Consider the following 11,979-nt stretch of genomic DNA (forward strand, 5'->3'; position numbering starts at 1 on the left):
AGGGCGTGGCACCGTACCCACCGGAAGCACCGGCTGCGCGTCCGTGGCAAGAGGTCCGGAGGAGAGGAGTCTCGCGTGGCCGGGCGGTCGGCGTCCAAGTGTTTTCAGGGGCACGGGCAGCGCAACGGCGCCTTTCGGCCGCACCGGTCCGTCCGTCCTCGCACCGGGCGCCCCATGGGTCGCACCGGATGGCAGTGCCTTCAGGCCACGGGCCTCTCCTCGAAGAGGTCCTGCTCCTCCGGTATCAGGTGCATGGCCGCCTCCTCGGCGGACGCCGCCGCGCCGTCGATACCGACGTCCTGGGCGGTGAGGGTGGAGGGCACGTGCCCATCGCCCTCCTGCGTGAGTCTGCCCGCGCGGTCCGTTCCCACTTCTTCCAGGTCGTAGAGCTCGCCGTCGCCGTCCACCAGATCACCGGGACCGTCGGGGACAGGGGCGGGGCTCTCCGGGACTTCCCTGGTGAGGCGGCTGTCGAGGGTTTCGCCCGTGTGCTGCTCCGAGGCGGTGGTGCCTTCGTCGTCGACGGCCCAGGGACGGTCCGGCGGGGAGTAGCCCTCGTCCAGGACGTCGGCGATCCCTGACGTGTCCAGGGTGTCCTCCAGATCCAGCAGGTCGGCGGGGTCCGAGGCCTCCGGCTCCTGCGGCTGGTAGACGTCGTCCCCCCGGTCGCTGTCGCTCATGGCGTGCCCCTTCCTCCGGGTCCCCCTGTATGCAATTCCACTCCGGTCCGGCGGGCTGCGCAACGGAAGCAGGTCTCCGGAAGCGGGGACGCCGCCAGGGATGACAATGAAAATGATTATCGATAGCGTGTGCGTGATCGGGTCGGCATACCCCGCGTGGGGGTGAACTCTGCCTGCCGGCAGGGACAACGGCACGGCGAGAAGGGGGAGATCGTGGCTCATCTGTCGGTGGTCGAGAGCTGGGTCGGGGCGATGAGCGGACTGCTGCCACGGGCCATCGAGGAGGCGGGGCACCACTTCACCTTCCGCACCAGCGACCTGCACCACCGCACTGCACGTAGTGTCGTCACGGCGCCCACCAGTGATGCGGAGTCTGCACTCCCGCGGGTCGAGCGGTCGCACGGTGCGTCGCGCTTCGAGGGGGCGGTCACGTCCTGTGCCCGCTCCCTGCCGGCCGCCGCCCGCATCGCTGCCAGGCCGGGCCTGCCGGAACCCTCGGCCGAAGCCATGGAGAACGCACGTCGCAAGCACGCCACCCGCCGTGTCCTGGCCGCAGCGCGCATACCCGGCCCCCGCTCCGCCGTATGTGCGGACGGGACCGAAACCGTCCTGGCCGCCCATGGCATCGGCCACCCCTTGGCCGTCGAGCCGATGGACCTCTGCGAGGGCACGTCCGTACGTCAGATCGACGTCGCCCTCGCCCCGTGCGGCGGTGTCCGCGCCGCTCTCCGTATCGTCGCGCCGGCCAAGGGCAGTGGCACGGACCTGATGCCCGGCCGTCCGACCGCCGGCACCCTCGGCATCGCCCCGGCTGTCCACACCGTCGGCCGTGCCCGCCGGACCGGCCTCGACGGGCACCTCCTGCTCGCCCACGGCCCCTGGAGCGGCATCGGCGGCGAGGACGGTCGCGTCGCGGCGGCGAGCCCGCCGCAGCTCGGCGTACGGCCCCGCTCCGAAGCCGGGGTCCGGAGCGCGGCCGCATGAGGACCTGGCAGGAAATTCGTGGATTCCCGCTCGCCATCCGTCTGTTGCTGGTCAACCAACTCGGCGTCAACACAGGCTTCTACCTCCTCATCCCCTACCTCGCCACCCACCTCGGCGACGACCTGGGGATGTCGGCGGCCGTCGTCGGTATCGTCCTCGGTGTACGCAACCTCAGCCAGCAGGGCCTGTTCCTCATAGGCGGCTCCGCCGCCGACCGGCTCGGCGCCCGAGGCGTCATCATCACCGGCTGCGCGCTACGCACCGTCGGCTTCGCCCTCTTCGCGCTCGGTGACGGGCTGCCCGTCCTGCTCGCCGCCTCCGTGCTCAGCGGGGTGGCCGGCGCGCTGTTCAACCCCGCCGTCCGCACCTACCTCGCGCAGGAGGCTGGGGAGCGCAAGGCCGAGGCGTTCGCCCTGTTCAACGTCTTCGCGACGACCGGCGCCCTCGTCGGACCCCTTCTGGGCAGCGCCCTGCTGCTGGTCGACTTCCGGGCCGCCGCGCTCACCGCCGCCGCGATCTTCGCCGTACTCACCTTCGCCCAGGCCCTGGTGCTCCCGGCCCGGGACGTGCCCCCGGCCACGAGCAGCGTCGCCGCCGACTGGAGGGAAGCCGTCGGCAACCGCGCCTTCCTCGCCTTCGCGCTGGCCATGGTCGGCATGTTCACCCTCGAGAACCAGCTCTATCTGCTGCTGCCCGCAGGCGCCCGACAGGCCACCGGCTGGGACGGCGCCGCCGGACTCGTCTTCCTGGTGGGCACGATCGCGGGCGTCGCCTTCCAGCTGCGGATCACCCGGGCGCTCAAAGCCCGGGGGACCAGGGGGCGTTGGATCGCCACCGGACTCGTCCTGATGGGGCTCGCCTTCGTACCACCGATGCTCGTCGCAGGCGAGGACGCACCACCGGACGGTGCCCTCGACGCGACCCTGCGCGCCCTGCCCGTACTGGCCGGAGCCCTCCTGCTGCATCTGGGAGTCATGACCGCGCAGCCCTTCGTCATGGAACTGATCCCGGGGTTCGGCAGGCAGACGCTGACAGGCACGTACTTCGGGGTCTTCTACGCGGTCTCCGGCATCGCCGCGGCCGTCGGTAACGCGGCTGTCGGCTGGGCCATGGACGCCGCCCAGCGAGGCGGGGACAACAGCCCGGCCGCTCTGCTCCCCTGGGCCTGCTGCGTGGCGGCCGGGCTCGCTTCGGCAGCCGGTGTGCTCCGGCTGCACCGCAACGGCACCCTGCCCCGGACACGGCCCGCACCCCTGGCGGTGACGGCGTGAAGACCTGGCGGGCAACCAGCGCACCGACCGCCCGAAGCTCTACGAGGCCAGGTCCAGGAACCGCGCCACTCCCTCACGGCCCACGGATTCGGGGCACCGGCCCTGTACGACGGCCCCAGGCCGCGTACCGGCCCCGCCCTGGCAGCCGGGCGCCGAAACCGGTACCGCCGCCGCCGACGACGACCGGCTCCACCTCGTCGCCATGAAGACCGCAGACAAAGCGCCCCACCCAGCAACAGGAGAACAGCCATGACCGCAGCAGCCGACAGACACGCACGCTTCCCCGGTCTGCGCAGGCGAGGCTTCCTCGCCGCGGCCGGAGGCGCGGCAGGCCTCGGCGCGCTCACGCTCGCCGGGTGCTCCGGGCCCGCCACCGGGACCACCGCGGGCAAAGGGGACGGCGAACCCCGGCGCGGCGGACGGCTGCGCGCCGCCTTCGCCGGAGGCGGCGCGAGCGAAACCCTGGATCCGCACCTGGGGAACCTCTTCGCCGACGCCGCCCGGAGCAAGGCGCTCTTCGACAAGCTCGCCGACTACGGCGCCGACCTGGCCGCGGTGCCACGCCTGGCCGAGACATGGGAGCCGAACGCCGGCCTCGACCGCTGGAGCATCACCCTGCGGCAGGCCGAGTTCCACGACGGGAAACCGGTGACGGCCGCCGACGTCCTGTACAGCTACCGCCGCATCGCCGACCCCGCGAAGGCGTACAGGGCCCGCGCCTCCCTGGAACCCATCGACCTGAAGGCGAGCCGGGCGACGTCGGAGCGGACCGTCGAGTTCGTACTCAAGCGGCCGACCGCCGAATTCCCCAACGTGATGGCCGCCTTCGGGGCCTACATCGTCCAGGACGGCGCCACCGCGTTCGACGACGAGCCGATCGGCTCCGGTCCGTTCCGCTTCGTCTCCTTCACCCCCGGGCGCTCCACCGTCCTGCGGCGCAACGACACCCACTGGGAAGGCGCACCGCACCTGGACGAGCTCGAATTCGTCGTCGCCAACGAGGAGTCCGCCCGGATCAACGCACTCCTCGGCGGCCAGGTCGAGTACGCGCACGAGCTCAACCCCGCCACCGGACGCGCCCACGAGAAGGCGGGCAGCATCGAGATCGTCCGCCTGCGCAACAGTGCCATGCAGGCCTTCGCGATGAAGACCGACCGCCCGCCCTTCGACGACCCCCGGGTCCGTGAGGCGTTCTTCCTCATCGCCGACCGTCGGGAACTCGTGGACGGCGCCCTGTCGGGCGCCGGTGAGATCGGCAACGACCTCTTCGGCAGGGGATACGAGTACTACGCGGACGAACTCCCGCAGCGCGAACAGGACATCGGCCGTGCACGCGGTCTGCTCAAGCAGGCCGGCGTACAGGACCTGAGGGTCACGCTCGACACCTCCGCCGTCGCCGCCGGTTTCACCGAGGCCGCAGGAATCTTCCGGGACCAGGCGGCCCGCGCCGGGGTCACCGTCGACGTACGGATGGGCAGCAAGGACTCCTACTGGAAGGACATCCTCGACTCCGGCACCCTGTGCTGCTACCGGTCCGGAGCCATGCCCATCGAGTCCCACATCTCCCAGCGGCTGCTCACCGGGTCCACCACCAATGCCACCAAATGGCAGGACGAGGCATTCGACACGCTCTACCGACAGGCGCAGTCCACCAAGGACAAGGCGGGACGGGCCGCCCTCTACGGGCGGATGCAGCGCCGGCTGCACGCCGAAGGAGGCTTCCTCGTCTGGGGCTTCGGCGACTGGATCCTCGGCACCGCACGCTCCCTGCGCGGTGTCGCCCGCGAGGCACCCGCGAACACCCTGGACTGGGCGCGCTTCGACAAGGTCTGGCTGGCGTGAACGGACTGCGTTCCTGGATCGCCCGGCGGCTGCTCCTCGGAGCCGTGCAGACCGCGGCCGTGGTGCTGCTGGTCTTCGCGCTCACCGAGGCGCTGCCGGGCGACGCCGCGGTGGCCTTCGCCGGGGACCAGCCCGACCCGCAGCGCATCGCGGCGGTACGGGAGGCGATGGGCCTCGACCGGCCCGCCCACGAGCGGTTGGCCGCATGGGTCACAGGGCTGCTCCACGGCGACCTCGGCACCTCGCTCACCTCCGGGCGGCCCGTGTCCGGATTCCTCGCGGACGGCTTCGGCCCCACCCTGCTCCTCGCCACGGTCACGGTCGCCCTCCTGATCCCGGTGGGGGTGGGCCTCGGAGTCCTCGCCGCCCGCCACGAAGGGCGGCTCACCGACCGGCTCATCAGCTCCGCCACCCTCGGCGTCTACGCGGTGCCCGAATTCGCCCTCGGAGTACTCCTGGTGAGTGTCTTCGCCCTGCGGCTCGGCTGGTTCCCGCCGACCGCCGTCGGCTACGGCACCGGGCTGCTCGCGCATCCCGCCGTGCTCGTCCTGCCCGTTCTGGTGCTGCTCGCCCGGCCCGTCTGCTCGCTGGCCCGGCTGGTCAGAGCCGGCATGATCGAGGCGCTCGCCGCCCCGTACACCGGCCACGCCGAGCGGTACGGAATCCCCGGGGCCCGCATCCGCTACGGGCACGCCCTGCCCAACGCCCTGGCTCCCGCCACCCAGCAGCTCGCCCGCACCATCGACTGGCTGCTGTGCGGCGTCATCGTCGTGGAGGCCCTCTACGTGATCCCCGGACTCGGCACCGTCCTCATGAACGCGGTGGCCGACCGCGACATCCCCGTCGTGCAAGGACTCGCGGTGGTCTTCGGCCTCGCCACCGTGGTGCTCAACCTCGGTGCCGACCTCGTCACCCACCGGCTCGCACCACGTACGGGGGCGGCGGCATGACGCGGCTCCGCAGATACGCGCCAGGCGCCGCCGTCGCCGCGATCCCGCTCGGCCTCGCCTTGGCCGGGCCGCTGTTCGTGGGTGAACCCCCGGCCCGCGCCGCCTCCTTCACCCTCGGCGGCGGCCACCTTCTCGGCACGGACTTCGTCGGCCGCGACGTCGTGCGGCAGGTGCTGCTCGGCGGGCGGCCCGTGGTGGTCGTCGCGCTGGCGGCAACCGCTCTCGCCTACCTCGTCGCCCTGCCGATCGGGCTGATCAGCGCGCTCACCCACCGGAAGTGGATGGAGGAGGCACTGATGCGCCCGCTGGACGTGCTGCTCGCCGTTCCCTCACTGCTCATGATCCTGCTGGTCGCCGCCGCCTTCCCGCCCGGAGCGGCGGGGCTCGCGCTGCTGGTGGCCTTCGTGTCCATCCCCGACGCGGCCCGGATCGTGCGCGCGTCCGCTGCGGAGGCCGCGTCCCGGCCTGCCGTGGAGGCGCTGCGTATGCAAGGGGAGAGCTGGTGGCGCCTCGCCGTCGGATATGTCGGGCGGTCCATCCTCCGCACCCTTGCAGCCGACGCCGGGATCAGGCTGACCGGCGTGCTCTACCTGGTCGCGACCGCCGCCTTCCTCGGCATCGGGGTCGCCCCGGACGCCGCCGACTGGGCCGTGATGGTGGACCGCAACCGCACCGGGCTGCTCATCCAGCCCTGGGCGGTCGTGGTGCCGGCCCTGCTCATCGTCGCGCTCACCATGGGCAGCAACCTGCTCGTCGACGCCGCCATGGAGAAGAGCCGCACCTCGTCCCGAAAGGCCCGTAGGCCATGAATGAGACTCCTGTGATCGCCACCGTCACCGGGCTGACCGTCGAAGTCGGCGGGCGGGCGATCGTCGACCGGGTCTCGCTGCGGATCCGGCCCGGGACCGTCATCGCGCTGGTCGGCGCGTCCGGCAGCGGCAAGACCACCACCGGCCTCGCGCTGCTCGGGGAGTACCCCGAGGGAGCGCGGGTGACCGGTGAGGTGGTCGTGCACGACACCCGGATCGGTTACATCCCCCAGCACCCTGCGGCCGTCCTCAACCCGGCCCGCCGCACCGGAGCCCTCCTACGGGACATGGCGCGGCAGCAGGTACGCGACCTGCCCCGGCCGCGACGCCGGGCCACGGCACGGCAGCGCGTGGCCGAGGCCCTCGCCGACGCCCAGCTGGCCGATGCCGGCGAGGTGCTGGACCGCTACCCGCACCAGTTGTCCGGTGGCCAGCAGCAACGTGTCGTCCTGGCACAGGCGCTGCTCCTCGGCGCCCGCGTCATCGTCGCCGACGAACCCACCACCGGGCAGGACGCTCTGACCAAGAGGCGCGTCGTCGACCAGCTCGCAGCGGTGGCCCGCCGGGGCATCGCCGTACTGCTGCTCAGCCACGACCTCGACGTCGTACGCGAACTGGCCGATGAGGTACTGGTCATGCGAGGCGGCCGCGTGGTGGAGCAGGGCCCGGCCCCCCGGATCCTGGACGCCCCCACGCACCCGTGGACCAAGGAGCTCCTCACCGAACCGAGGACCCTGCCGTACGCCGACCCCGGGCGCACCGGCGCGCACCTGCTGACGGCGGACGGACTCACCGCCCGCCACCGGACCGGCGGGGCCCGCGTCCCGGTAGTGAGGGTGGACAGCCTCGCAGTCCACAGCGGCGAATGCCTCGCTGTCGTCGGCCGCTCCGGCAGCGGCAAGACCACGCTCGCCCGCTGTCTTGCCGGTCTCCACCGCGACCACACGGGGCAGATCCTGCTCGACGGCACAGCGCTTCCGCGCAGTCTGCGGGACCGCAGCCGCGCACAGCTCGCCGCCGTGCAGTACGTCTTCCAGGACGCGCGGGCAGCCTTCGACGAGCATCGGCCGGTCCTCGACCAGGTGGCCCGCACAGCGGTACGCCTGCGCGGTGTCGGGCGCCACGAGGCGGCGACGGAAGCCCGGCGGATGCTGACCGACCTCGGACTGGGCGAGGAACTCGTCCACCGACTGCCCGCCCGGCTGTCCGGCGGCGAACTCCAGCGCGCGGCCCTCGCCCGCGCGCTCCTCGCGCGTCCCCGCGTGCTGATCTGCGACGAGATCACCTCGGGACTGGACCCCGTGACCCGGCGCTCGCTGCTGGACCTGCTGGCCGGACTGGTCCGCCGGCCGGACGGGCCGAGCATCGTGCTGATCACGCACGACCTCGACACCGCGGCACCGGCGACGCGGGTGGCCGTGCTGGACGGCGGAGAAGTGGTCGAGGAAGGGCCCGCAGAACAGATACTGACCGCACCTCGACACCCGTTCACCATCTCGCTGCTCGATGCGTCACGGGGGTGGGGTGCCGCCGTACGTCGCTGAAGCGGAAGACGGACCCCGTCCCGACGTACAGTCGGACCGGCTTCGTGAGGCCGTCCTGTCGAGCTTCGTGTCCGGCACCCGCACACCGGCCGCTCGCGAGGAGACGGTTGTCATGGTGCGGACACCTTCTGTACCGGGCGGGCGCGACTCACATCGCGACCGGGCGGGCGCGACTCACATCGCACCTGTGTCAATCGATGCTGAACCGGTGTTGGCGCGGGCTGCCCGCCCGGTGCCAAGCTGATCACCGTGCCCGCCGACCGGCGGCGGGACCACGGAGGCGGGGGAGTGCGGATGAGGGTGTTCGGGACGAGAGCCGGGAAGGTCGCGGGAGGTGCGTCCGCGCACGCTCCTGGAGTGGCCGTGCTGCGCGGGATCCCGTACGCCGCACCGCCGTTCGGTGCCGACCGGTTCCGGGCCCCGCGCCCGGCCGCGGCCTGGAACGGGGTCAGGGACTGCACCGCCTTCGGGCCCGTGGCACCGCAGTCGGCGCGGTTGCCGGGCGCGCCCACCTGGTCTCCCGGGGACGAGGACGTCCTCAGCCTCAATATCTGGACGCCGGGTGACGCCGGTGACGCGCTGCCCGTGCTCGTCTGGATCCACGGCGGCGCCTACGTCTTCGGGTCCTCCGCGCAGCCGGACTTCGACGGTACCGTCCTGGCCGGCCACGGACTCGTGGTCGTCACGTTCAACTACCGTCTGGGCTTCGAGGGCTTCGGCCATGTTCCGCCCACCACCGGTGAGGACCCCTGCCCGGACAATCGGGGCCTGCTCGACCAGATCGCCGCGCTCGAGTGGGTGCGGGACAACATCGCCGCGTTCGGCGGCGACCCCGGCCTCGTCACCGTGGCCGGGCAGTCCTCCGGAGCGACCTCGGTCGCCTGCCTGATGGCGATGGACAAGGCGCGCGGACTGTTCCGCCGCGCCATCGCACACAGCGCCGTGAACGCCTGCGCCACGCCCGGGTCCGCTGCTCGTACCACGGTGGAGGTGGCCGCGGAGGCCGGTGTGCCCGCGACGTACGACGGGCTGGTGTCCGCCACCCCCAAGGTGCTGGTCGACGCCTCCGACCGGGTGACCGACGGATACCGGCGCGACCCCCGGTCCGGAGCGCGCCACTACGACCCGGCGATCTACGGACCGGTCGCATGGTGCGCCGACTTGCCCCTCGACCCGCTCACGGCTTTCGGAGAGGGGGCCGGCCGTGAGATCGACCTGCTGGTCTGCCACACCGCGGAGGAGTACTGGCTGCTGGACGAGGTGGGCAGCTGTGTGAAAGTCACCGAGGAGGAGCAACTGGCCCTTTTTGTGCAGGACTTCGGAATTCCGGCGGCCGTACCGGACGCCTATCGCCGACTCGTGCCGAAGGCCTCCGTGCACGACATCCATCTGGCCCTGTTCGGAGATCTGATGTTCGGCGAGTACAGCTGCCGGCTGGCCGAGGCCCACGCGCGGGGAGGTGGCCGGACCCGCCTCTCCCGCTTCGTCCGGCAGCGTGACGGCAGGGGGAGGCCGGTCAGGGCCTGGCACTGTGCGGACATCCCGTTCGCCTTCGGCGCCGTGGACGACGAGAACGTCCACTTCCTCATCGGAGGACCTCCGGGCTCCGCCGACCACGCGCTGGCGTCACGCATGTCGCGTGCCTGGGCGGATTTCGCGTCCACCGGTGACCCCGGCTGGCCGCCGCTCACCGCGGCAGGCGGCCCCGTGCGGATCTGGGACACCTCCGTGGAGGAGTCCGTCGGGCGGTGGGACGCGTTCCGTGCGCCATGGCGCGGCTACGGCCTGCCGCTGCTCCAGCCCTGACTGTCGGGGGCGGGCGGCGCGTTCGGCCGACGTCATTGGCATGGACCTGCCCGTCGAACTGGACTACAGTCCGTGGCGATACGTCTGAGAGCGCTCTCAGGCGGCTCTCGGACGCTTCCTGTTCCACCCCCACGAATGCTGGAACAACAGAAGGGGCACTCCCTTGAGACAGACGACGATGGTGCGGACCGGACTCTCCGCACTGCTCATCATCGGCACCTGGGCGACCGCAGGCCTGACCCAGGCCTCCGCCGCCGGCACCGCCTCCTCGACCGAAGCCCAGGCGTCGGCCGGGATCATCACGGCCATGCAGCGCGACCTGGGGCTGACGAAGAGCCAGGCCGAGGCGCGGCTCACCGCGGAGAAGGCGGCAACAGCACTACAGGGAGAGGCGCGTAGCGCGGCGGGGACGTCGTTCGGCGGCACCTGGTTCGACGCGGACAGCGGCAAGCTGACGGTGGCCGTCACGGACAGCGCCAAGGTCGGTGCCGTCCGCGCGACCGGTGCGCAGGCCCGCGTGGTCGACCACACCGCACGCGAACTCGACGCCGTCAAGACCAAGCTGGACGCGCTCTCCGCCCCCAGCGGAGTCAGCAGCTGGCACGTCGATCCCCGGGCGAACAGCGTGGTGGTGAACGTCGTCGCCTCGGAGCAGGGTGACAACGATGTCCGCGCCTTCGTGGACGAGGCGCGCGAAGCCGGCCCCGTCACGGTGAGGCAGACCGCGGAGGCCCCGCAGACCTTCGCCGCGGGAACGGTCGGCGGCGATCCGTACTACACCGGCAACGTCCGGTGCTCCATAGGCTTCTCGGTGCACGGTGGTTTCGTGACGGCCGGCCACTGCGGCCAGGCGGGCGGAGCGGTCAGGGGCTGGGACGGCTCCGCCATCGGCAGCTTCCAGGGCTCGTCCTTCCCCGAGAACGACTACGCCTGGGTGAACGTGGGCAGCGGCTGGTGGACCGTCCCGGTCGTCCTGGGCTGGGGCACCGTGTCCGACCAACTGGTACGTGGCTCCAACGAGGCTCCGATCGGCGCCTCGATCTGCCGCTCCGGTTCCACCACCCACTGGCACTGCGGCAATGTCCTCGCCAAGAACGAGACCGTGAACTACAGCCAGGGCGCCGTCCGCCAGATGACCAAGACCAGCGTCTGCGCCGAACCGGGTGACTCCGGCGGCTCGTTCATCAGCGGCGACCAGGCGCAAGGTGTCACATCGGGCGGCTGGGGCAACTGCAGCGGCGGCGGTGAGACCTGGCACCAGCCCATCAACGAGATCCTCAACCGCTACGGGCTGACCCTCCACACGGCCTGACCGATGGCCCGGCAGGGCTCCGTGGGCCCTGCGTACGCGATCCGCCCTGCTGCCGCAGCAGGGCGGATCCCTGCCGCAGCAGGCTCGGTAGCCAGGTGCCCCCGCCCTGCCCTCTGCTCGTGACCTGAGGGGATTCAGTCCTGGAGCGGACCCTCAGGGCCGTCGGAGCCTTCGTCCCCCGAGCTCAGTTCCTCGGCCCGCAGCGCCAGGTCCTGCAGCACATCGGCAGACGTCACATCGCTCTGCCCGGAGTCGTGGATCTGCGCGAGCGCGATGAAGGCCAGAGTGAACGCTCCGACGAGCTGTTCGACGGCGCCCCCGACCTCGCGCCCCACCAGGACGGCCATCTCCTCGACGGTGGCGTCCGAGGGAATGGCGATGTGCGGCATCGTCTCGTTGAGAAGGGTCGTCACCATGCTGCCGCCGGCGTCGGGGTCGCCGCTCGTGTCCTCCTCGGCATGGCGCTGCATCTCTCCCGCTTCCGTGAGGATGCCGATCACTCGCTTGAGGACTTCGCTCTGCTCCATACGGCGAGCATAAGCGCCGGGCCTCCCACGTCCGACCGCCCTCCCGCGGTGTGCCGAACGGCAGATGTCCGGCGGCCCGCCGACGGTGGCGACCCGGCGGCAGTCGCGCTCCAGCAGGTGATCGGCCGGCCGGGCACCGCCCCGGTGGCGTGGCTGATCCGTACGGGCCGGGCGGGGCGTGCGCTCGGTTCTCAGGGTGGTGCGCAGGGGCGCGCGGGTAGCAAGCGACAACTGTTCACTTGTCACCACGGCGC

10 protein-coding genes are annotated in these 11,979 nt (G+C 71.9%); 8 read left to right on the forward strand and 2 right to left on the reverse strand.

What is annotated here, in order from left to right; all coding sequences use genetic code 11:
• Positions 1–200 precede the first annotated feature (200 nt).
• A complete protein-coding gene (locus ACFYSH_RS08685) occupies positions 201–680 on the reverse strand; it encodes a DUF5709 domain-containing protein (RefSeq protein WP_388751523.1) in 480 nt (159 codons plus the stop codon).
• Positions 681–893: 213 nt separating this feature from the next.
• Between ACFYSH_RS08685 and ACFYSH_RS08690 the strand changes: the two genes are divergently transcribed.
• The 8 genes from ACFYSH_RS08690 to ACFYSH_RS08725 all read left to right on the forward strand — a co-directional run bounded on the left by ACFYSH_RS08690 (position 894) and on the right by ACFYSH_RS08725 (position 11,198).
• Complete coding sequence (locus ACFYSH_RS08690; protein WP_388751525.1) at positions 894–1,664, forward strand: hypothetical protein; 771 nt, start codon at positions 894–896, stop codon at positions 1,662–1,664.
• Entirely contained in the window at positions 1,661–2,935 is a 1,275-nt protein-coding gene (locus tag ACFYSH_RS08695) for an MFS transporter (protein WP_388751527.1), read from the forward strand. The genes ACFYSH_RS08690 and ACFYSH_RS08695 overlap by 4 nt, the downstream gene beginning before the upstream one ends.
• Before the next feature lie 249 nt (positions 2,936–3,184).
• Positions 3,185–4,777 carry an ABC transporter substrate-binding protein gene (locus ACFYSH_RS08700; RefSeq protein ID WP_359473892.1) on the forward strand — a complete coding sequence of 531 codons (1,593 nt, stop codon included), beginning with the start codon at positions 3,185–3,187 and terminating at the stop codon, positions 4,775–4,777.
• On the forward strand, positions 4,774–5,727 hold the full coding sequence (locus ACFYSH_RS08705; protein ID WP_359473889.1) for an ABC transporter permease: 954 nt from the start codon (positions 4,774–4,776) through the stop codon (positions 5,725–5,727). Before ACFYSH_RS08700 ends, ACFYSH_RS08705 begins: the two co-directional genes overlap by 4 nt.
• Positions 5,724–6,536 carry an ABC transporter permease subunit gene (locus ACFYSH_RS08710; RefSeq protein WP_359473885.1) on the forward strand — a complete coding sequence of 271 codons (813 nt, stop codon included), beginning with the start codon at positions 5,724–5,726 and terminating at the stop codon, positions 6,534–6,536. Before ACFYSH_RS08705 ends, ACFYSH_RS08710 begins: the two co-directional genes overlap by 4 nt.
• Entirely contained in the window at positions 6,533–8,080 is a 1,548-nt protein-coding gene (locus ACFYSH_RS08715; protein WP_359473882.1) for an ATP-binding cassette domain-containing protein, read from the forward strand. The genes ACFYSH_RS08710 and ACFYSH_RS08715 overlap by 4 nt, the downstream gene beginning before the upstream one ends.
• 294 nt (positions 8,081–8,374) lie before the next feature.
• Complete coding sequence (locus ACFYSH_RS08720; RefSeq protein ID WP_359473879.1) at positions 8,375–9,886, forward strand: carboxylesterase family protein; 1,512 nt, start codon at positions 8,375–8,377, stop codon at positions 9,884–9,886.
• Between the two features lie 178 nt (positions 9,887–10,064).
• The gene (locus tag ACFYSH_RS08725) at positions 10,065–11,198 is read left to right on the forward strand and encodes a S1 family peptidase (RefSeq protein ID WP_359473970.1); all 1,134 of its coding nucleotides are present in this window, start codon (positions 10,065–10,067) and stop codon (positions 11,196–11,198) included.
• 134 nt (positions 11,199–11,332) lie between these two features.
• On the opposite strand, the gene ACFYSH_RS08730 is transcribed toward ACFYSH_RS08725, so the two are convergent.
• Positions 11,333–11,725 carry a hypothetical protein gene (locus ACFYSH_RS08730; RefSeq protein WP_359473876.1) on the reverse strand — a complete coding sequence of 131 codons (393 nt, stop codon included), beginning with the start codon at positions 11,723–11,725 and terminating at the stop codon, positions 11,333–11,335.
• Positions 11,726–11,979 lie beyond the last annotated feature (254 nt).

Source organism: Streptomyces sp. NPDC005791, from assembly GCF_042871485.1.
Classification (GTDB): domain Bacteria; phylum Actinomycetota; class Actinomycetes; order Streptomycetales; family Streptomycetaceae; genus Streptomyces.